Source organism: Staphylococcus caeli (genome assembly GCF_900097965.1).
Classification (GTDB): Bacteria; Bacillota; Bacilli; order Staphylococcales; family Staphylococcaceae; genus Staphylococcus; species Staphylococcus caeli.
Genome location: NZ_FMPG01000001.1, coordinates 462023 through 484723, shown reverse-complemented (window position 1 = coordinate 484723; position 22701 = coordinate 462023). Strand labels below are relative to the sequence as shown.

The 22701-nt window shown below is 33.5% G+C and carries 21 protein-coding genes; 15 read left to right on the top strand and 6 right to left on the bottom strand.

Features of this window, described 5'->3' with window-relative positions:
• The first annotated feature begins 9 nt into the window (after window positions 1–9).
• From BJS11_RS02345 to BJS11_RS02310, 8 genes are all read left to right on the top strand, one after another.
• Window positions 10–2406: a DUF4040 family protein gene (locus BJS11_RS02345; protein WP_069994285.1), complete on the top strand. Its 2397-nt coding sequence runs from the start codon at window positions 10–12 to the stop codon at window positions 2404–2406.
• Window positions 2393–2818, top strand: coding sequence for a Na+/H+ antiporter Mnh2 subunit B (mnhB2, locus tag BJS11_RS02340; protein WP_069994286.1), 426 nt, complete (start codon window positions 2393–2395; stop codon window positions 2816–2818). The genes BJS11_RS02345 and mnhB2 overlap by 14 nt, the downstream gene beginning before the upstream one ends.
• On the top strand, window positions 2815–3165 hold the full coding sequence (gene mnhC2, locus BJS11_RS02335; RefSeq protein WP_069994287.1) for a Na+/H+ antiporter Mnh2 subunit C: 351 nt from the start codon (window positions 2815–2817) through the stop codon (window positions 3163–3165). The genes mnhB2 and mnhC2 overlap by 4 nt, the downstream gene beginning before the upstream one ends.
• Entirely contained in the window at window positions 3155–4657 is a 1503-nt protein-coding gene (gene mnhD2, locus BJS11_RS02330) for a Na+/H+ antiporter Mnh2 subunit D (protein ID WP_167351803.1), read from the top strand. Before mnhC2 ends, mnhD2 begins: the two co-directional genes overlap by 11 nt.
• Entirely contained in the window at window positions 4657–5139 is a 483-nt protein-coding gene (gene mnhE2, locus BJS11_RS02325) for a Na+/H+ antiporter Mnh2 subunit E (RefSeq protein WP_069994288.1), read from the top strand. Before mnhD2 ends, mnhE2 begins: the two co-directional genes overlap by 1 nt.
• Entirely contained in the window at window positions 5136–5438 is a 303-nt protein-coding gene (mnhF2, locus tag BJS11_RS02320) for a Na+/H+ antiporter Mnh2 subunit F (protein WP_069994289.1), read from the top strand. The genes mnhE2 and mnhF2 overlap by 4 nt, the downstream gene beginning before the upstream one ends.
• The gene (locus BJS11_RS02315; protein ID WP_069994290.1) at window positions 5413–5859 is read left to right on the top strand and encodes a Na+/H+ antiporter subunit G; all 447 of its coding nucleotides are present in this window, start codon (window positions 5413–5415) and stop codon (window positions 5857–5859) included. Before mnhF2 ends, BJS11_RS02315 begins: the two co-directional genes overlap by 26 nt.
• Window positions 5860–6207: 348 nt before the next feature.
• A complete protein-coding gene (locus tag BJS11_RS02310; RefSeq protein ID WP_069994291.1) occupies window positions 6208–8259 on the top strand; it encodes a cation:proton antiporter in 2052 nt (683 codons plus the stop codon).
• Window positions 8260–8850: 591 nt separating this feature from the next.
• Here the strand turns inward: BJS11_RS02310 and mntC are convergent.
• Genes mntC through BJS11_RS02295 form a run of 3 tightly spaced genes read right to left on the bottom strand, consistent with a single transcriptional unit; the run spans window position 8851 to window position 11352 of the window.
• On the bottom strand, window positions 8851–9774 hold the full coding sequence (gene mntC, locus BJS11_RS02305) for a manganese ABC transporter substrate-binding lipoprotein MntC (RefSeq protein ID WP_069994292.1): 924 nt from the start codon (window positions 9772–9774) through the stop codon (window positions 8851–8853).
• A complete protein-coding gene (locus BJS11_RS02300; RefSeq protein ID WP_142351545.1) occupies window positions 9771–10607 on the bottom strand; it encodes a metal ABC transporter permease in 837 nt (278 codons plus the stop codon). Before BJS11_RS02300 ends, mntC begins: the two co-directional genes overlap by 4 nt.
• 22 nt (window positions 10608–10629) lie before the next feature.
• Window positions 10630–11352: a metal ABC transporter ATP-binding protein gene (locus BJS11_RS02295; protein ID WP_069994294.1), complete on the bottom strand. Its 723-nt coding sequence runs from the start codon at window positions 11350–11352 to the stop codon at window positions 10630–10632.
• 119 nt (window positions 11353–11471) lie between these two features.
• On the opposite strand from BJS11_RS02295, the gene BJS11_RS02290 reads away from it, so the two are divergent.
• A complete protein-coding gene (locus tag BJS11_RS02290; RefSeq protein ID WP_069994295.1) occupies window positions 11472–12116 on the top strand; it encodes a metal-dependent transcriptional regulator in 645 nt (214 codons plus the stop codon).
• 99 nt (window positions 12117–12215) lie between these two features.
• Here the strand turns inward: BJS11_RS02290 and BJS11_RS02285 are convergent, their stop codons facing one another.
• Window positions 12216–12965, bottom strand: coding sequence for a M50 family metallopeptidase (locus BJS11_RS02285; protein ID WP_069994296.1), 750 nt, complete (start codon window positions 12963–12965; stop codon window positions 12216–12218).
• A 235-nt stretch (window positions 12966–13200) separates the two neighbouring features.
• On the opposite strand from BJS11_RS02285, the gene tarA reads away from it, so the two are divergent.
• Complete coding sequence (gene tarA, locus BJS11_RS02280; protein ID WP_069994297.1) at window positions 13201–13947, top strand: N-acetylglucosaminyldiphosphoundecaprenol N-acetyl-beta-D-mannosaminyltransferase TarA; 747 nt, start codon at window positions 13201–13203, stop codon at window positions 13945–13947.
• A gap of 235 nt (window positions 13948–14182) precedes the next feature.
• Here the strand turns inward: tarA and tagH are convergent, their stop codons facing one another.
• Window positions 14183–14977 carry a teichoic acids export ABC transporter ATP-binding subunit TagH gene (gene tagH, locus BJS11_RS02275; protein WP_069994298.1) on the bottom strand — a complete coding sequence of 265 codons (795 nt, stop codon included), beginning with the start codon at window positions 14975–14977 and terminating at the stop codon, window positions 14183–14185.
• A 383-nt stretch (window positions 14978–15360) separates the two neighbouring features.
• Between tagH and BJS11_RS02270 the strand changes: the two genes are divergently transcribed.
• From BJS11_RS02270 to tagD, 4 genes are all read left to right on the top strand, one after another.
• Window positions 15361–16161, top strand: a complete 801-nt coding sequence (locus BJS11_RS02270; RefSeq protein WP_069994299.1) for an ABC transporter permease — start codon at window positions 15361–15363, stop codon at window positions 16159–16161.
• A 182-nt stretch (window positions 16162–16343) separates the two neighbouring features.
• Complete coding sequence (gene tarB / locus BJS11_RS02265; protein ID WP_069994300.1) at window positions 16344–17435, top strand: teichoic acid glycerol-phosphate primase TarB; 1092 nt, start codon at window positions 16344–16346, stop codon at window positions 17433–17435.
• On the top strand, window positions 17432–18490 hold the full coding sequence (locus tag BJS11_RS02260) for a glycosyltransferase family 2 protein (RefSeq protein ID WP_069994301.1): 1059 nt from the start codon (window positions 17432–17434) through the stop codon (window positions 18488–18490). The genes tarB and BJS11_RS02260 overlap by 4 nt, the downstream gene beginning before the upstream one ends.
• 91 nt (window positions 18491–18581) lie before the next feature.
• Window positions 18582–18980, top strand: coding sequence for a glycerol-3-phosphate cytidylyltransferase (tagD, locus tag BJS11_RS02255; RefSeq protein ID WP_069994302.1), 399 nt, complete (start codon window positions 18582–18584; stop codon window positions 18978–18980).
• 141 nt (window positions 18981–19121) lie between these two features.
• On the opposite strand, the gene pbp4 is transcribed toward tagD, so the two are convergent.
• Entirely contained in the window at window positions 19122–20408 is a 1287-nt protein-coding gene (gene pbp4, locus BJS11_RS02250) for a penicillin-binding protein PBP4 (protein ID WP_069994303.1), read from the bottom strand.
• Between the two features lie 228 nt (window positions 20409–20636).
• Between pbp4 and BJS11_RS02245 the strand changes: the two genes are divergently transcribed.
• Complete coding sequence (locus BJS11_RS02245) at window positions 20637–22355, top strand: ABC transporter ATP-binding protein (protein ID WP_069994304.1); 1719 nt, start codon at window positions 20637–20639, stop codon at window positions 22353–22355.
• The last annotated feature ends 346 nt before the right edge of the window (window positions 22356–22701 follow it).

Below are 22701 nucleotides of genomic sequence, written 5' to 3'. Positions count from 1 at the left end.
GGGGATATCATGAGTATCGTTTACCTACTCGCTGCATTAATGTTCATAATGGTTATCTTATTAGGAACATTAATTAAGCAAAGCTTTCAAAAAATTGCTGGATATATAGCACTTACTGCACCGCTAATTGCTTCATTTTACTTTTTATGGCAAATACCACAAGTCCTCCAAGGACATTTTGTGTCAGTCAAAATTCCATGGCTAACATCATTAGATATAAATATTGATTTTAAATTAGATGGGTTAAGTTTATTTTTCAGTTTGTTAATTTCATTGATTGGCTTAGCCGTTGTTTATTATGCCACTCAGTATTTATCTAAAGAACGCGATAATTTACCTCGTTTTTATATTTATTTACTATTATTCATGTTCAGTATGTTAGGTGTTGTAACAGCTAACAATACAATTTTGTTATACGTGTTCTGGGAACTAACAAGTATTTCATCCTTTTTATTAATCGTGTATTGGTATAGTAAAGGCGAAAGTCAATTCGGCGCGATTCAATCCTTTATGATTACTGTATTTGGCGGACTCGCATTATTAACAGGTTTCATCATGATTTATAACGTAACTGGTACAAATACGATTTCTTCCATTATTGAGCAAAGTGATAAAATTGCGCAAAGTGACTTATTTATTCCTATCATTATTTTGCTACTATTGGGTGCATTCACTAAATCTGCGCAGTTTCCATTCCATATTTGGCTTCCAAAAGCGATGGCGGCACCTACACCTGTCAGTGCATATCTACATTCAGCGACAATGGTAAAAGCAGGGATATTCTTATTATTCAGATTTACGCCTGTATTAGGCTTAAGTGATTTTTATATCTATAGTGTGACATTTGTAGGGTTAATCACAATGATTTTTGGTGCAGTTAATGCGGTTAGACAATTTGATATGAAGGCAATTTTAGCTTATTCGACAATCAGTCAATTAGGTATGATTGTTTCTATGGTAGGAATTGGCGGCGGCTTTGCACAGCATCCAACTGGTGAATTAGCAAAAGTGTACGGCATGATTTTATTTGCTGCGTTATTTCATTTAATGAATCATGCGCTATATAAAGGTGCATTGTTTATGGGTGTTGGTATTATCGATCATGAAACGGGTACGAGAGATATTCGTCGATTGTCAGGATTAAGAAAAGCATTCCCGATTACACATATAGTGATGTTAGTTTCAGCTTTATCTATGGCAGGTATACCATTCCTTAATGGTTTCTTAAGTAAAGAGATGTTCTTTGATGGACTAGTCAGTGCAATTGAATTGCCTCAGTTCGGATTAACATTGACGATTATAATTACTGCAATAGGTGTAATCGCAAGTATATTTACACTGGTTTATGGTGTGTACATGATAAAAGAAGTGTTCTGGGGAGACTCGAGTAAAGCCGATTTACCGAAACCTAAGCCAAATGAACCATTTTTATTTACTCTACCATCTGCAATTATGATGATACTTTTACCAATTATCTTTTTCATACCAAATGTGTTTGGAAATAATATAATTTTACCAGCATTACGCAGCATTACAATTGGTGAAAAAGTAGACAATATTGCGCCGCATGTATCGCAGTGGCATGGTATTAATTTACCGCTCATATTGAGTATTATAGTGATGGTTGTAGGATTCGTTATGGCCTTGAAAATTAATTGGAAAGGGTATGCGAATCGAATTAAAGTGAAGTCCATAACAGATTTGTATCTAGGTTCATACAAACAGTTTGAACATTATTCAGGATATAGCATTCGTACATTAATGAATAACCGTTTAAATCATTACATCATTATTACGCTGTTGATTTTTAGTATGGTAGTAACGTATGGCATTATTCAGGCAGGTTTTCCTGAAGTTCATCAAATTCATGTCAGTGATTTCGGTCCAATTGAAGTCATTACATTAATTGTAGTCTTTGTATTAGGAATAGCCTTAACATTTATACGTCAAAGGCTAACAATGGTAATTTTAAACGGTATCATTGGATATTGTGTAACGATATTATTCATTTTAATGAAAGCACCTGATTTAGCATTAACGCAACTTGTAGTAGAAACAATTACGACTATTTTATTCATTGTCAGTTTCTCACGTCTACCCAACGTACCACGTGCGAAAGTGCACAAAAAACGGGAAGCCGTTAAAATTGTCGTGTCATTATTGATGGCTGTTATTGTTGTAACACTCGTATTTATTGCTCAACAAAGTGATGCAATGCCTACAATTTCAACGTTCTATCATGATGCATACGAATTAACAGGTGGTAAAAATATCGTCAATGCCATTCTAGGTGATTTCCGTGCGCTAGATACGTTATTCGAAGGTATGGTCCTTATAATTGCAGGACTCGGTATTTATACGTTGCTCAACTTTAAAGAACGGAGGGGTCAAGATGAAAGAGAATGATGTTGTATTAAAGACCGTCACTAAGATTGTCGTATTTATCCTACTCACTTTTGGATTTTACTTGTTTTTAGCTGGACATAGTAATCCAGGTGGTGGATTTATAGGTGGTCTTGTATTTAGTTCAGCGTTTTTATTAATGTTCTTGGCCTTCGACGTGAAGCAAGTGTTGGTGGCTTTACCACTTGATTTCAGAATATTAATGATTTGTGGATCTTTACTTTCATTTGTAACTGCAGTGCTACCGATGTTTTTTGGTAAACCGTTCCTTTACCAAACCGATGCATATGTCCAGTTACCATTATTAGGTGAAGTACATTTAACGACGGTAACCGTATTTGAAGCGGGCATCGTATTAGCAGTGGTCGGCGTGGTTGTCACTGTTATGTTATCTATTAGTGGTGGTCGCTCATGAATTTAATCTTATTATTAGTTATTGGCTTCTTAATATTTATTGGAACGTATATGATATTATCAGTCAATTTGATTCGCATTGTTATTGGTATTTCAATATATACGCATGCAGGAAATTTAATTATTATGAGCATGGGTAAATATAATAAAAATAAAGTTGAACCATTGATTGGTGAAGGTAGTCAGAATTATGTTGATCCTTTACTACAAGCAATTGTATTAACAGCGATTGTCATTGGTTTTGCGATGACAGCATTTTTACTCGTTTTAGTTTATAGAACCTATCGTGTAACGAAAGAAGACGAAATCGATGTATTGAGAGGTGATGACGACGATGATTATGAGTAATTTATTAATATTACCACTACTATTACCAGCTGTATGTGCCTTAGGGCTCGTATTTATACGTACACATAGTCGTTTATCACGTATTTTCTCAATCGGTACGATGGGTGTAACAACCGTTATATCATTACTATTACTCATTTATGTAATGAATCACAAACCGATTGCCTTAGATTTTGGTGGATGGAAGGCACCATTTGGTATTCAATTTGTAGGAGATACACTAAGTTTACTCATGGTCACAACTTCATGTTTTGTGGTTACATTGATCATGGCATACGGATTTGGTAGGACTGAAAAACGAGCAATTCGTTATTACTTACCAAGTTTTATACTATTTTTAACTGTAGGCGTGATTGGATCGTTTCTTACGGCTGACCTATTTAATTTATATGTTATGTTCGAAGTAATGCTACTGGCGTCGTTTGTGTTGATTACACTTGGGCAATCAGTTGAGCAATTACGTGCTGCTATTATTTACGTAGTGTTGAATATTTTAGGCTCATGGTTGCTCTTGCTAGGCATCGGTTTGTTATATAAATTAACGGGAACGTTAAATTTTTCTCTTGTCGCACAACGTTTAAATGAAATGGATGATAAAAGTTCGATTGTAATTGTATCGATGGTGTTCTTAGTTGCATTTAGCGCTAAAGCTGCTTTAGTACTCTTTATGTGGCTACCTAAAGCTTATGCAGTTTTGAATACAGAATTGGCCGCTTTATTTGCAGCATTAATGACAAAAGTAGGTGCCTATGCACTGATTCGCTTCTTTACATTGATTTTCGATGAGCATAATGGCATTTCACATCCATTGTTAGTGTTTTTATCATGTATCACAATGCTCATTGGTGCTTTCGGTGTCCTAGCGTACAAAGACATTAAAAAAATTGCTGCGTATCAAGTCATTTTATCTATAGGATTCATCATTTTAGGGCTAGGAACGAATACATTTTCTGGAATAAATGGTGCAATTTTCTATCTAGCAAATGATATCGTAGTGAAAACATTATTATTCTTTATCATTGGTAGCCTGGTTTATATTACAGGGGTTAGGCAGTATAAAAGTTTATACGGCTTAGCGAAACAAGAGCCATTTTTTGGTGTTGCATTTGTAGTGATGATTTTAGCTATTGGTGGTGTGCCGCCATTTAGTGGTTTCCCAGGTAAAGTCTTTATATTTAAAGGCGCAATTGAAAATGGAAATTATATTGGATTAGCATTAATGATTATTACAAGTTTAATTGCAATGTTTAGTTTGTTTAGAATATTCTTTGTCATGTATCTTGGCAATGAGCAAAAAGGTGAAGCAATCGATTTTAAGAAAATACCTACCTATCGTAAAGGGTTAATTGGTACTTTAGTTGCAGTTATTATCGCAATGGGTCTAGCTGCACCGTTGATATTTAAAGTTACAGAAAATGCAACACATTTAAATATGGATGATGGAATGTATGAAAAAATGGTGAATCCGCATTTGATAAAGGGGGATAAATAATGCAACAAGTTTTATTAAATATTGTTATTGCATTTTTATGGGTATTATTTCAAGATGAAGACTCATTTAAATTATCTACCTTTTTTGCGGGTTACCTTATTGGCTTATTAGTAATTTACATTTTGCATCGTTTCTTCGGTCAGCAATTTTACTTAAAAAAAGTTTGGGTAGGCATTAAATTTTTAGCTGTTTATCTGTATCAATTAAGTACTTCAAGTATTACGACGATTAATTATATTTTGTTTAAAACGAAAAATTTGAACCCTGGCCTCGTTACTTATGAAACAACTTTAGATACTGACTGGGAAGTAACGTTTTTAACTATTTTAATTATCATTACACCAGGATCTACAGTCATAAGAATTTCGAAAGAAAAGAAAAAGTTCTTTATACATGCCATTGATGTTTCGGATAAAGAGAAACAAAAATTATTGAAAAGTATTAGACAATATGAAGGACTCATATTGGAGGTGGCAGAATGATAAGTGTGATGACTGATTTTTTCATAACAAGTGCACTCATATTATTTGGAATTGCGCTGTTACTTACATTGTTTAGATTGATTAAAGGTCCAACTACGGCAGATAGAGTAGTTACGTTTGATGCTGCCAGTGCAATATTGATGTCGATGGTTGGTTTGCTCAGTATTGTCTTTGGCACGTTCTCATTCTTAGACTCTATACTACTTATAGCTATTATTTCCTTCGTAAGTACGGTCTCTATTTCTAGATTTATAGAAGGGGGGCACGTCTTCAATGCAAATAACAAGCGAAATCGTTAACTTATTAGCAGCATTTATGATCTTCATGGGAAGTATTATTGCATTAATCAGTGCAATTGGTTTAATTAAATTCCAAGATGTCTTTTTACGTAGTCATGCCGCAACGAAGAGTTCAACATTATCCGTTCTACTAACTTTAGTAGGCGTAATTATATTCTTTATCTCTTCGCAAGGATACTTAAGTGTTAGGCTTATCTTAGCATTAGTATTCATCAATTTAACTTCGCCGGTGGGTGGACACCTCATCTCTCGCGCAGCTTATCGGACAGGCGCTTATATGTACCGGAAAAGCGATGCGCCAAGACAGTCCAGTATCTTGTTGAGTTCCACTGAAAATAATACCTTTGAACAATTGAAAAAACGTGCTCAAGCACGTGAAGCACGTAGAAGAGAAGCATATGAGAAAGAGAACGACTATTAAATTCAAAGTAAAAGAGGTTGCGCATATTTATGTGTAACCTTTTTTGGGGTTCAGCATGTACAAGTAACTCGTGTCTTCAATAATAACCATGTAATAAATACTATGTGCTTAGCAAAATGAAGTGACTGTAGAAGCAATATCTTTAATAAGATGACAAGAAAATGATAAAATAATATATATTTGTAATTGTTATAATTTTATGTTCTATAATCAAATTTGTCTTCGAAAACATTTTGATGAATTATAATTATGAGTTTGAGACTCAAATCTTCATACGAAAACGTAATAATTTTATGTTTCAACCTCAACAATTATGAAAGAATAATTACGTTGAAAAGAGGTGAAACCTTGCAGATATTTGAAACGATACTTATATTTTTAGCGCTTGTTATAGTAAGTTCGTTTGTACACACATTCCTTCCTAAAATGCCTTTAGCATTCATCCAAATTATATTAGGTATGTTGCTTTATGTAACGCCGATACCAGTAGAATTCCATTTTGATTCTGAGTTATTTATGGTGGCATTAATTGCACCCTTACTTTTTGTAGAAGGCGTTAAAGTTTCTCGTGTTCATTTAAGAAGATATATTAAGCCTGTGCTAATGATGGCATTGGGTTTAGTTGTAACAACAGTAATTGTAGTTGGCTTATTTGTGCATTGGATTTGGCCAGACTTACCATTAGCAGCTGCATTTGCACTTGCAGCAATTCTTTGTCCGACAGATGCGGTTGCAGTACAAGCGATTACCAATGGAAAAGTATTACCAAAAGGTTCTATGACAATTTTAGAGGGTGAATCTCTTTTAAATGATGCTGCGGGTATCATTTCTTTTAAAATTGCTGTGGCAGCTCTTATAACAGGTGGCTTTTCAATGGTCAATGCCATTGAGCAATTTTTAATTTCATCAATAGGTGGCTTTATCGTAGGTTTATTTATTGGAGTAGCGCTAGTAAGATTCAGAGTTACATTGTCTAGACGCGGCATCGAAAATATTAATATGTTTACTTTTTTACAATTGGTGACGCCGTTTATCACATATCTCGTAGCGGAGATGTTTCATGCATCGGGTATTATAGCAGCGGTTGTAGCAGGTTTAGTTCATGGCTTTGAGCGAGATCGTATTGCTCAAGCGCGTACAAGATTACAAATGAGTTATAACCATACATGGAACATTTTAGGATACGCATTAAATGGTTTTGTATTTTCTATTTTGGGATTTTTAATTCCAGAAGTTGTTGGACGTATTATAGAAAATGAACCACATAATTTAATTTTCTTAATTATCGTGACATGTTTAATTGCGTTAGCCATTTATTTATTTAGATTTTTATGGGTATTTGTTTTATATCCGTACTTCTATTTACCTGTCAGTCCTTTCCAAAAAATGATATCTTATAACGAAGATGCACAGAAAGTCACAGAAACGCCACCAAAACGTAGTATGTATGCGTTTATAATGACTTTGTGTGGTGTGCATGGCACGATTTCATTAGCGATTGCATTGACATTACCTTATATGTTGGCTAACCATCATGCATTTAGTTTTAGAGATGATTTACTATTTATTGCTTCAGGTATGGTGATAATTAGTCTAATTGTGGCGCAATTTATCTTGCCATTAGTTACCCCAAATGCGAAAAAGCCTAAAGTATTAGGTATGAATTTTAAACAAGCAAGAGTATATATTTTGGAAAAAGTAATTGATTCACTGAATCAACAGTCTTCGGTGGCATCGAGTTTTCAATATGGTAATGTCATCAAAGATTACCATGATAAACTAGCTTTTTTAAGAAGTGTTGAGAATGAAGATGAAAATACGAAAGAACTTGAAAGATTGCAAAAATTAGCATTTGATGTTGAAAATGAAACATTAAATAATTTAGTGGAAAATGGAGATATTACGACAAACGTCTTAGACAACTATATGCGTTATACTGAGCGAACACAGGTATACAAACAAGCATCATTATTACAACGTATTAAGGTAGAAGTAAGAGCGTTTATTTTAAAGAGAAGAATTAGATCAAAAGTAAAAACTAATGCTGCTTCACCTTTATCAGTAGTTGATAATCTACGCGAAATTTCAAATGTTATGCGCACAGTACATTATCGTGTAGTAAGTCGTTTAGGTAAAGAGACTACAGAAGATAATAAATTAGAAGTAGGGATGATTTGTGATAATTATCTTATCCGTATTGATAATTTAACGCCTTCTAATTTCTTTAATCCTAAAAATGAAAACTCTATTACGAAAATTAAATTAAATGCATTAAAAGAGCAACGACGTATTCTTAATCAGCTTGTAGAAGATGAAGAAGTCAGCGAAGTGACGGCATTAAAAATTCGAGAATCTATCAATTATGATGAAATGATTATTGTTGATAGTTTAACTGATTGATAAATAGGTTTAATAAAAGCAGATTCCATAATAACTTGGAATCTGCTTTTATGTGTTGCCATTTAATTACGTGTACTAAATGCATTCTGATGTTTCTAGTAAATAATTCTACGTGGAAGGAACTATCCTAAGACATAAAAAATGAACTAGAATTTTTAATTGTATAGGCAGTAGCTGTCTGAATTGAAAATGCGCTTATATTAAGCTTTTTCAATCCTAGTCATCCTTGAGGGGGTAGGACAACGAAACCTTTTTAGAAAAGTGGAGTTTCTGTCCTACTCCCATAAGCGAAATTAATTTCTGTACGAAAGAGGAACGCCTGAGCTAAAGCTCATGCATAAATGCCACTAAGTCATAAAATGACAAAGGAACGCCTGAGCTAAAGCTCATGCATAAGCGAAACTAATTTCTATACGAAAAGTTTCGCTAAAAAAAATCTCCATCAATGGGGGGAGGAGCCGCCATTGATGGAGTAAGGGAGATGATTTAAGGCTTGAATACCACCATGCCGTACGTATCATTAGGAGGGAAGTCGTACGGCATGGGACTATTCACCTACAAATAGGTAAAATAGCCCTCATCATTAATGATTTATTCCATGCTACCGTGTACAGTTTCAATATTTGATTTCATCATATTATAGTATGAATCACCTTTTGAACCTTTTTTGCCAATTGAGTCTGTAAACACTTCGCCATAGATATCTTTATTTGTTTCTTCGCTTAAACTTTGCATGCTCTTCTTATCAACGCTTGTTTCGACAAGAAGATGTTTCAGATTATTATCTTTTACGAATTGAATCGCTTGTTTCATTTGTTCGGGTGTACCTTGTTTTTCAGTGTTGATTTCCCAAATGTAGCCCGGTTTGATACCGTATTGTTTAGAGAAATACTTGAAAGCACCTTCACTTGTAATCATAGCTCTACGTTCTTTTGGAATATCATTGAATTTTTCATGACTATCCTTGTTTAATTTTTCTAATTTTGCAATGTATGCTTTACTGTGTGATTCTATATCATCTTTATGTTTTTTATCATGTTTTAACAATGTATCACGTATCGTTTCAACATACTTGATACCATTTTCTAAGCTTAACCAAGCATGTGGGTCTTGTTTAGATTCATCGCCTTCAGCACCGTTTAAATAAAGTGGTTTCACTTTGTCAGAAACTTGGACTACACTGTCATCTTTTGTTGATTTATTTGCTTGAGACAATGCTTTGTCAAACCAACCATTACCTGTTTCTAGGTTTAAACCATTGTAAAATACAACGTCTGCATCAGTTAATGCTTTGATGTCTTTAGGTTTTACTTCATATTCATGTGGATCCTGACCAATTGGGACAATACTATGCACTTCCACATTGTCACCACCTGCATGTTTAACCATATCGTATAAAATTGAGTTTGTTGTTACGACTTTTAATTTTTCATTAGAACTTGATTCATTTTTGCCATTACTACAAGCTGCTAGAAACAACAGTAGTATTAGTGCGATTGATATTATTTTCTTCATATTTTTTGTCCTTTCCTATTAAAAAACTGTAATTTGCTTAAAATAAAAATAACGATGTAAATCATAAATGCGCAGAATACAATAGTTGCACCACTTGGAATGTTATATATATAGCTTATGTATAGTCCTACAATAGCGCTGATTGTACTAATAAGACTTGAGATAATCATCATTGTGTGTAATTTTTTAGCAATTAAGAATGCTGCTGAAGCAGGTGTTATAAGTAGTGCAACTACCAATATGATTCCGACAGTTTGAATACTTGCTACAGTAACAAGTGATAATAACAACATGACAAAATAATGAATAAATGTTGTATTTAAACCACTCATTCTACTAAATACAGGGTCAAACGTAGAAATCATTAATGGTCTATAAAAGACAATAATCAAAATCATAACAATTATTCCAACAATGACAGTTGACCAAAAAGTAGATTGTGTAACTGCAAGTAAATTACCAAATAATATGTGATAGAGATCGGTCGTGCTATTAATTAAACTGATGAGAATTACACCAATTGCTAAAAATGCGGTGAAACTAATACCAATTGCTGCATCTGGTTTAGTTTTACTATTTTTAGTGATAAAACCAATAAAAATACTGGCAATCATACCTGTAACTAGTGCGCCGATAAACATAGGAATACCAAATAGAAATGATAAAGCAACCCCTGGCAGCACCGCATGACTCATTGCATCACCCATTAGAGAGAGCCCTCTAAGTACAATTAGACATCCTACAGTTCCACAGACAATCCCTACAACAATTGAAATAATTAATGCGTTACTTAAAAATTTATAATCCAGTAAATGCTGTAAAAATTCCATAATAAGTTAATTCCTTTCTAAGATGTTAAGCCGTTTCGTCTGTAATTGCGGCACCTAAAAATGTCTTGTTTAAATGCTCTGGTTGCATTGCAGTTACACTGTCCCCGAAGAAACGAATCGACTTGTTTAACAGAATCACGCGATCAAAATAAGTTTCTGTTTTGGATAAATCATGATGTACAATCAGTAACAACTTACCGTCTGCTTTTAATCGACGTAATTGTGTCATGATGATTTGTTCGCTATGAAAATCGATGCCTACAAATGGTTCATCTAATAGATAAATGGTGCTATCAGTCATTAAAGCACGTGCTACCAATACACGTTGTAATTGTCCGCCACTTAACTCTGATATTTGACGATGACGTAAATCTTCCAGTTCTAACGTATGCATGAGTTGGTTTAGGCGCGCTTTTGTATCAGGTGTTACCCATTTAAACCAGCCAATGTCTTTATAAGCACCCGAAATAACTACATGTTCTACATCAATTGGAAAATCTAAATCAATATGCGCTTTTTGTGGAATATAAGTTACAGATTTCAAAGAATTTTGTATGGTATCACCATTTAACTGAGCAGACCCTGTAGATTTAAACTCGCCTATTAGGGATTTTATTAAAGATGATTTTCCGGCACCATTGGGTCCCATAATACCGATAATTTCTCCGTGAACAGGAATAGTTAAATTGATATTATGTAACACGTGTTTGTTACCTAAACTAAGATTTAAATCTTTAACCTCTAACATATTCACCCTCCTTAATAATATTTTTAGGTTAACCTAATTTAATTTATAATATACCATGAACTTTTAGCGTGTCAAGTCGATTCGTGATACAATAAAGTGAATAGTTGAGAGGTGAGATAATGCTAACTGAAGAAAAAGAAGATTATTTGAAAGCGATTTTGACGCATGATGGCGATCATTCTTTCGTTTCAAACAAAACGCTATCCCAATATTTAAATATTAAGCCGCCATCTGTCAGTGAAATGGTAACTCGTTTAGAAAAAGCGGGATATGTCGAAACAAAACCTTACAAAGGAGTTAAACTATCAGCGACAGGTTTAACATATACATTAGATATCATTAAACGCCATCGATTATTAGAGTTATTTTTAATTAAAATATTGCAGTACAATTGGGAAGAAGTACATCAAGAAGCAGAAGTATTGGAACATAGAGTATCTCACTTATTTGTAGAGCGATTAGATAAATTATTGGATTATCCTGTAACGTGTCCACATGGAGGCGTCATACCAAGAAATGAGCAGTATAAAGAACTATATACGACTAGTTTATTAGCATATGATACTGGAGATACGGTCACGATTAAACGTGTCCGAGATAAAACAGACTTGTTAATTTATTTATCTAGCAAAGACATTTTAATTGATGAAAAAATAGAAATTATTAACAGAGATGATACTAATAAAGTAATTATTGTGAAGAAATCAGATCAAATTATTGTATTAAGTTATGACAATGCTGAACATATTTATGCTGAAAAATAATGCAAGTATCTTTGCGTAGTGTTAGAAATTTGAAACAATGCAAAAAACACAGCTACCTAAAATAGGAGCTGTGTTTTTTTGAAATAAAGTTTCAAAAAATCACTTCACAAAGAACGTAGCGCATAGCTGGTAAACTGTGAATATGTTGATAGCAATCCATATGATACTAAAACAAAATGTAGGGATGTGTGTTAATGATTTGAGCGTGGTTCCATCCCATGTCACTGTTTGATTTGAAAAAGTCAGTTTAAAAATTGTCCATGACGATTGTAAAACTTCACCTAATAGTACACCTAAAATAAAATGATAGGACAAGGTCACTATGTAGTGCATCATGAATTGATTGTCACTTTGAAATAAAAAGTACAATAGTGCAATGAGTATTATGACAATAAGAATAGGTAGTATTTTTCTAGAAGTAAGTATTAGAAAATAAATGAAAATGGCAAGGTAAGCCGTGATAAACAAGCTAGGGTAATGAAATGTGATAGCTAAGAATCCTAAAAATAACATGATAGGCGGCATGACATAACCACCAAAAGTTGTGATAGCTTGACCTAGGCGAGATTTGGATTGTGTTATAGCAAATCCTTGTTGTCCAGTTTCTAGTCGCTCTGATGGACGAGAAACGATGACGAGATCTTTTGCTTTACCTCCACTGATTTTATTGAATAAAATGTGGCCAAATTCGTGAGTTAATACAGGAATGTAGTTTAAATAGATGTCTAAGATTTGATTTAAGGATTTATTTCTATAAGTATGTATAAAAATATAAATAAGACCTATGATTGCGACCCAATATAAATTTAGTTGGATCGAAGAACTGAAAAATGTCTGTAATTTTGTCATAATGTAACCTCGTTTTGTAATTAGAACGGCCCACTGTTTGCATAAATGGAACCTGTAGTATTAATTTAATTATAAAGTATTTGTGATTAGAAAACATTTAGACTTTTGATGTATCTTTGAATTTTAAATGTACGACAAAAATACTTGCAATTGCTATCTCATACAAATTGGAATGTGTTAATATGACAGTAATCAATTAAGGAATATGTAAAATTGAGTTAGGAGATTCTAAATCATGACGGAGAACAACAGATTAAATAAAGTAGATGTACTTTCAATATATTTTGATAATGTTACTTTAATAGAAATGAGAGAACATATTAAGCAATTTTTCTTGAAAGATAGTATTGAAAACTTATTCATCGTGACAGCTAATCCGGAAATTGTAGATTATGCAACAGAAAACGAAGATTATCGTAATTTAATTAATGATGCAGATTATGTCATACCAGATGGGACGGGGATTGTTAAAGCGGCGAGAATACTTAATACGCCTTTAAAAGAACGGGTGCCAGGCATTGAATTGACAGAAGCATGTTTGAAAATTGCGAATGCAAATCATCAAAAAGTATTCCTATTAGGTGCGAATAATGAAGTGGTTACGAAAGCAGTAGAAAAGCTTTCTGTACAGTATCCCAATATTCATTTTGATTTTCATCATGGTTTTTTTGATTTAACTGATGAAATGGTCTTGAAACAGGTGACGGATTTTAATCCGGATTATGTATTTGTAGGTATGGGTTATCCAAGACAAGAAAAATGGATTGAAAAACATGCACATCGTTTTCAACAAACTGTGATGATGGGAGTCGGTGGTTCAATAGAAGTATTTAGTGGAACGAAGAAACGGGCGCCATTGTTATTCCGTAGATTAAATTTAGAATGGGTTTACCGATTACTTATTGATTGGAAACGTATTGGTAGAATGAAAGCTATCCCTAAATTTTTATTAAAAGTGTTTAAAATGAAATTTAGAAAATAAGAAAAAAGTGTGAGAGTGGGACAGAAACCTAACTTTACTGAAAAGTTTGTATAGATTCATCCTAGCAAAGGTGGCTAGAATGGAATGATTTATCCGAGCTGAAGCGCATGCATAAGTATCACTATCTTAAAGAATTAAGTAGTGGGATTTTACATTTTCATTTCAGTTATCTACTGCCCAATCGACAAAGAAGCTAAGACATCAATTGATGTCTTAGCTTCATGCTTTCTTCATATTATTTTATAACGAATCTTGAGTTATCTAAATCACTTCTGAATTTCTTTTGATCTGCTTTTGAACGTTTTTTAAAATCATCTAAGAATTTTTCATATTCTGGTAATACTTCGTCCAACTCACCGAATTTTTTAAGCTTACCAGCTTCTATCCATGCAATTTTAGTACAGAATTCACGCACTTGTCTCATATTGTGACTTACAAAGAAAATCGTCTTGCCTTGTTCTTTATATTCAAATATTTTATCTAAACATTTTTGGGCAAAAGTTTGGTCACCAACCGATAATGCTTCATCAATGACAAGTATATCTGGGTTTGTCGTAATATTAATTGAGAATCCTAGTTTGGCACGCATACCACTAGAATATTTTTTTACAGGCTGATAGATGAACTCACCTAATTCACTGAATTCAATTACTTCGGGCGTCAATGCCTTGATTTGTTTTCGAGTGAATCCCATGCATAACATTTTGAATTCGATATTTTCAATACCTGTTAATTGGCCATTTAATCCCGCGCTTATCGCTATAACGCTGACATCGCCATCACGAGTGATATCCCCGTCTGTTGGAGACAATGAGCCGCCAATCATATTGCTGAGTGTAGATTTACCGGAACCGTTGATGCCGACAAGTCCTATAACATCACCCTTATATGCTGTTAATGATAAGTCATTTAATGCATAAAATGTTTTATTTTTATGAAATGGAATTATAACATCTTTTAGGCGCTCTTTATTATTACGATAAATACGATACTCTTTAGTTACATTTTTAATGTTAACCGATACATTCATATTTTTACCTTCCTTGTTTACAGTTACTACTATTATATTATACATTATATTAGTTGTTAAATTTATTAACCTATTGTAAAGTAAGTGAGTACAATTTAACAAATGAAATCTTATACAGTTGTTAAATTTTACTTAATATAAAATATAAAATCAACTATTTAAAGACAAATTGTGAAATTATAAAGATATGATAGTTGTTATCTAACATTAATTAATTAGACTTCTTGTATGAATATGCCGCATAACTGTAATTTTAAAATAACGCATTTACGAATGAGAATGCAAATTGGTATGATGGTTATTGAAAGCATTATGACAAGAGTGTCAATGGTATCAAAAATAAGTAGATAAAAAGCTAATCGATTGAAAGTGTGGTTTATTAAATGAATGCAGTGTGGGTAGTTTTTAGAGAGCATTTTAAAAATTTCTATCTTATCCAAAGACTTGCGCAGTTTCAAGTAAAAATTACAAATACGAATAATTACCTTGGCATGGCTTGGGAGCTTATTAACCCTGCGATGCAAATAATGGTTTACTGGTTTGTATTTGGTCTAGGAATTAGAAATAACGGTCCAGTAGATGGTGTACCATTTATTTATTGGTTACTCGTGGGTATTAGTATGTGGTTCTTTGTGAACCAAGGTATTTTAGAAGGAACAAAGTCCATAGCAATGAAGTATAATCACGTAGCGAAAATGAATTTTCCGTTATCGATTATTCCAACATATATTGTCATGAGTAGGTTCTACGGACATCTGGCATTACTTGCGGTAGTAATTGGATTATGTATGTTAGCAGGATTCTATCCGACAATATATACGTTGCAATTATTATTGTATATACCATTAGCTTTAATACTGACATCAGCAATTGCGTTGTTTACTTCGACGCTCGGCGTGCTTGTTAAAGATACGCAACAAGCGATTCAAGCATTGATGAGAATGGTGTTCTTTGCATCTTCAATTTTGATTGTTCCTCCAGAAGGAATAGTTAAAGATGTAATGAAATTAAATCCGATTTATTATCTTGCAGAAGCATATCGTTCTGCTGTACTGCATAAAGAGTGGTATTTCATTACACATTGGGAATTAACATTATATAACATAGTGATTATTTTAGTTTTATTTATATTAGGTTCAATTCTACACATGCGTTATAGAGATCACTTTGCTGATTTCATGTAAAAGGTAAATGTAAATTGTCAACGGAGTCTTTGGCTTTGTTGGCATTTTTTAATTTCAAAGACATTATTAGCAAAAAATTTTGTTTAATGAAAACAAGATAAAAATGGATTTTTCTATAATTTTGGCATGAGGATAGCTATAATATAGTAAAAATAGCGAAAATGATATTGGTGGTGAATGTATTGAGACAAATAATTAAAAAATTGTATATGGTCATCATTGGCCTTTTGAATGTGATGTACGCTAAAAAAAAGGTGCAAAACAATCATATTGTGGTGTTGATGACATTTGTAGAAGATGTACGTCCAATTATCGAGGCGTTATATCACAAGGGTTATAAACTTACAGTTATTGGTGACGTAACAAATTATAAATATATCCAACATTTAGAGAACATTAACTTCATACCAGCAGGGAACAAACAAGTGCTGAAGCATATTAAGGTGTTGAGTACTGCAAAAGTCATCGTCATTGATACGTATTATTTAATGCTTGGAGGCTTTAAAAAGAAACGCAGCCAAAAAATCATACAAACGTGGCATGCTGCGGGTGCATTAAAAAAATTTGGTTTGACGGATCATCAAGTCGATTTGTCTAATCCTAAGATGGTTGCACAATATAAACGAGTTTACAATGCAACGGATAAGTATTTAGTTGGTGGTCAGCCTATGGAGCAATGTTTTAAAGATTCATTTGGTGCAACTGAGGAGCAATTTTTAAAAACTGGATTGCCACGCTTGGTCCCTTACACTCAAATAGATGTGAAACAGAAACAGCAAGCATTGAAAAAACAATATGGTATTGAAGGGAACGTAGCTATTTATGTACCGACCTACCGTGAGCATAAACAAGCGAATCGACAAATAGATAAAGAACGTTTTGAAGCGGCTTTACCAGGTTACACGCTCATAAGCAAATTACATCCATCTATTCAAGCAGACGCACAAACGTCCATTGATTTACAAACGTTAATGCTGCTAGCTGATGTTATAATCAGTGACTATAGTTCTTTAGCTATCGAAGCGAGCATTATAGAGAAACCAACACTCTTTTATGTCTATGATGAGCAAGCATATGAAGAAGAACGTGGTTTAAATACATTTTATGAAGCAATACCTGATGAATATAAAGCGTATTCTGAAGAAGCGTTGCTTGAAAAATTACGAACTCAAGATACGACGTTGCAGCCATTATTTAAGCAATGGCATGAATATAATACATCAGAAAGCCTGACACAAGTAATAAATGAAATAGAGAAAATGGTGAAACTATGAAAATTTCAATTATAATTCCAGTCTATAATGCAGCTAAGACAATTCGTAGAGCAATTGCATCTATCGACACAAAGCATCAATATGAAATTATTTGTATTAATGATGGGTCAACAGATGATAGTAAAGCAACATTAGAGCAACTCCAAAAAGAATATAAAAATGTCATCATCATTAACCAAGAGAATAAAGGTGCCGCTACAAGCAGAAATGTAGGGATATCATCTATGACAGGTGATGTATTTATGTTCTTAGATGCAGATGATCAATTTCTGCCTAGTAGAATTGATTTTATGGCGGATTACTATCAGAAAGATGAAAACGTGGATATCGTCATTGGACAAATTGCTAGAGACAGCCATGATACTTGGCATCCGATTTATTCGCATCAAGCAATACAGAAATTAGAAAAAGTCAATCTGGCACAATGCCCAGAAATGATGCAATCGATTGGTCCAGGCGCCAAAATGTTTAGCGCTCAATTTGCAGATTTACGTTTCGATGAAGATGTTGTGTTCTGTGAAGAGCATACGTTCATGATCGATGCATTTAAAAAAGCGCGTGATATTCAATTATTACCGACTATGGTTTATGGATATAATGTACAAGAAGGTTCTGTAACTGACCAGCGTGCGGACCAATTTAATGCCTATATTTCAGATGCACAAAAAGTGAGAGCGCGGGTAATGGAAGCATTATTGTTAAGAGAATTACGTGTCTATTATAGCTATCGTATGGATGAGCTAATTGTGAGTTATTTAGTGCAAGCATTTATTGAAAAACAGCCAACAATTACACAAACATTAATTACGTCTGTAACAGCCTATATGGAAGCAATGCAGCAGACTGATTGTAGTGGTGAAGCAATGTTTAGACTGGTAAAAGTCATAGAACAAGGCGGTAAAAAATGGGATAAATCGCTATATCAACAATGGAGAGAGACGTTGTTGAAGGTGGGGATTGGTAGACCTAATTACTATCGCTTCCAAGTTGAAGTATTACCTAAACGTGCGAAGTTTAAATCAAGAACAAAATTAAAACAATTTTTAAAGCGTTAAAATAGTTCATTGCTTATACTTTAAATGAATGTGATATAATCTTTAAAAATGAAACGTATCAATTTAATATTTTGTTAAGGAGTATACACTTATGAAAAGAGTAATCACTTATGGGACCTATGATTTACTTCATTATGGCCATATTGAATTGTTAAGAAGAGCACGAGAAATGGGCGATTATTTAATCGTTGCATTGTCTACTGATGAATTTAATCGTATTAAAAATAAAAAATCATATTATAACTTTGAGCAACGCAAAATGATGTTGGAATCTATACGTTTTGTCGATTTAGTCATTCCAGAGAGTGGTTGGGATCAAAAAAAAATTGATGTCGAGCGCTATGAAATTGATACGTTTGTGATGGGACATGATTGGGAAGGTGAGTTTGATTTCCTTAAAGATAAATGTGAAGTCATTTATCTTAATCGTACAGAAGGAATTTCTACAACTAAAATTAAAAAAGAACTGTATGGCGATAACGCGAAATAATAAAAAGCCCAACATCATGTGGTCATGATAGTTGGACTAAAAAAGCTGTATGTGTCTGAAACATTTATCATGTCTCAGTTACATACAGCTTTTTGTTTGGAAAATTATAGGCGGGCTAGAATCTGAAATGATATATGCGCTTTATCTAAATTTCCTTCTCAATATATCAATAGTTAGAAAAATAATGATTGCGATAGCTGCAATGAGTAACACAGTACCGAGTAAAGTTAATACTGGATGGTCATCCCATGTTGATTTTACAATTGTTGTTGCTTGGTGAACGATGGGCTTACCTACTTTAACAGTAGGTGGACCATATTTGTTCGATATGAAAGTACGGTCATAATCGATATGGACTTTGCCATCTTCTACTATCATTTTATAGTCTTTCTTAGTAAAGTTTTTAGGCAGTACATCATAAAGGTCTTTTTGAACAAAGTATGTTTTACCATTTATTTTTTGTTCACCTTTAGATAATATTTTTTGATATTTGTATTGATCAAAGGACATATTCATCAATGCATTGCCCATCATATTACGCTGTTTCTCCCCACCTAGGTTATCATAGTTACCAGCACCCATAATGGCTTGATTAATTCTGAAACCATTGCGTTCAGTCGTGATTGAATGGTTATAGTTGGCAATATCACTCGAACCGGTTTTTAATCCATCTGTACCTTTTAGACTCATATCAGCGCCTTCTAGTGAATGGTTAAATGTATAGTAAGTGACGCCATGTTGCGTAGGTGCGAGTTGCTTAGTGAAATACAAAATCTTAGGCGTATCTTGTACAGCATGTTGTGACAAGATGCCGAAATCTTTTGCAGTCGATGTATTATTATCTTCATTATTGTATTTTGCTGGTGCGAACTCTTGAAGTTGTTTGTTTTCAGCACCGGTTGGATTTACAAAATGTGTGTCTTTCATACCCAATGATTTAGCAGTTTCATTCATTTTATCTGTAAAATCTGAAGTATTATCAGAAACTTCGTTTGCTAAAATAAGTGCTGCAGCGTTGCTTGAGTTAGAAACAGTGATTTGTAATAATTCTTTAATCGTATATGTTTCACCTGGATACAATTTAGTATTACTTAATTCCGGTAAAGTAGACATTCTGTAATGTTTGTCGGTTATTTTAACTTTATCATCTAAAGATAGTTCGCCATGCTTAACAGCTTCTAGCGTTAAATACATAGTCATGAGCTTCGTCATTGAAGCGGGGTACCATGTTTTATTCATATTATATTGATAAAGCACTTGCCCGGTTTGAGCAACATTGACTGCACCTTCAGGCTGATAGGCGTCAGAGACACTATAACCATATTGATTTGCAGCTTGTGTTGGCGTTATGCTTTCAGCTTGTGCAAAAGGTGTTATAATTGTACCAACGAAGAGTACAGTTACGATTGTTAGTATAAACTTTCTCATAATTACATTCCCTCTTAATATATATTCAGTTTTAATTGCAATAGAAGTATTTTAGCATAATGCAAACTTATAATAAAATATAACCCAATGAATTTTAGAACGTTTGTGAATTAAAAAATAGTTGTGTAAAATAGAAGGGGTTACGTCGAGAAATAAGCGACACGAAATTAAAATTATTGCTCATTTTCAAAGTAAGTGAATTAAAATATTTTAGAAGAGGTAAAAAACATGAAGCAAGAGAATCCATTATTCTACTTATTTAAAAAATTATCATGGCCGATCGGTCTGATCATTATTGCCGTATTAATTTCTTCATTAGGTAGTATCACAGGACTGCTCGTTCCTTTATTTACGGGGAAACTTGTCGATAAATTCTCGTTTGAAAATATGAACTGGATGTTTATTGCAGGTTTTATCTTGGTATTTATCGTTAATGCATTATTAAGTGGTGTAGGGCTATATCTACTAAGTAAAATAGGTGAAAAGGTCATTTACGCGATTCGTTCGGTACTATGGCGTCATATTATTCATTTGAAAATGCCATTCTTTGATCAAAATGAAAGTGGTCAACTAATGAGTAGACTTACAGATGATACGAAAGTCATTAATGAATTTATTTCACAGAAATTACCAGAACTATTACCTTCTGTACTTACAATTATTGGCTCGATGATTATGCTGTTTGTGATGGATTGGAAGATGACATTGCTAACATTTATTACAATACCAGTGTTCGTAATTATCATGATTCCACTAGGAAAGATTATGCAAAATATTTCTAAAAAAACACAGTCTGAAATTGCCAACTTTAGTGGATTGTTAGGTCGTGTTTTAACAGAAATGAGACTTGTTAAAGTGTCACATACAGAAGACTTAGAATTAGATAATGCACATAAAAACCTGAAAGAAATCTACTTTTTAGGACTTAAACAAGCTAAGATTACTGCGATTATACAACCTATTTCTGGTGTGATTATGTTATTAACCATTGCCATTATACTAGGTTTTGGTGCACTTAGAATTTCATCAGGTGCGATTACAGCTGGTACGTTAATTGCGATGATTTTCTATGTGATTCAATTGTCATCTCCATTAGTGAACTTATCGACATTGGTTACAGATTATAAAAAAGCAGTAGGCGCAAGTAGTCGTATTTATGAAATTTTAGAAGAACCTACGGAACCTCTACATCTTAAACAAGAAGGTGTTATTACGGATGGAAGTCTAAAATTTGAACATGTAGACTTTAAATATGGTGTTAAACCTATCCTTTCAGATGTCAGTTTTGAAATTTTACCTAGTAAAGTAACGGCATTTGTCGGGCCATCAGGTTCAGGTAAAAGTACAGTCTTCAATATCATTGAGCGCATGTATGATATTGAACAAGGTGACATTACATATGATGGTAAGTCTATATACGACATTGCGTTGGGTGATTGGCGTGAAAAGATTGGCTATGTAATGCAATCTAATTCCATGATGAATGGGACGATTCGAGATAATATCCTATATGGTATCAATCGAGAAGTCAGTGATTCAGAACTCAAACATTATGCTCAATTGGCCAATTGTCATGAATTTATTGAGCAATTTGAAGATGGATACGATACGATAGTGGGTGAGCGTGGCTTGAAACTTTCAGGAGGTCAGCGTCAACGTATCGATATTGCACGTAGCTTCGTAAAAAATCCAGATATCCTGTTATTAGATGAAGCTACAGCCAATCTAGATAGTGAAAGTGAACGTAAAATCCAAGATGCGTTGGAAGAGCTCATGGATAATCGTACAACCGTGGTTATCGCACACAGGCTATCAACAATTAAAAAAGCAGAGCAAATTATATTTATCGATGCTGGTAAAGTAACTGGTGTAGGCACACACCAAGCATTGATCACAAATCATGAAAAATATCGTCAGTTTGTAAATACACAAAACCTATCAGAATAAAAATTAGGCTACATGACTTAACTTTAATAGGTACCATGTAGCCGTTTTCATATCTAAAGGCGAACATTGTATTATTATGGCGTCGAAAAGTTGATTATTATTCGAACGATAAAATAGTTATTTTATATAAAGTCCACACATGCTATAATAACTGTGCATTATAAAAAACAGTGTTTTTATGAAAGTGTAATTTTAAAAATAATGAATAAGCAAATAAAAGTTGTCAAATTTTCACCTTATGTATGAGTGGAAACAAGTTATATTAATATTGCGTTTGCTGCAACTTGATGTCGCTTAATACATAGTAAATATGACTTTCAACATGACATTGTAATCAATGATTTTA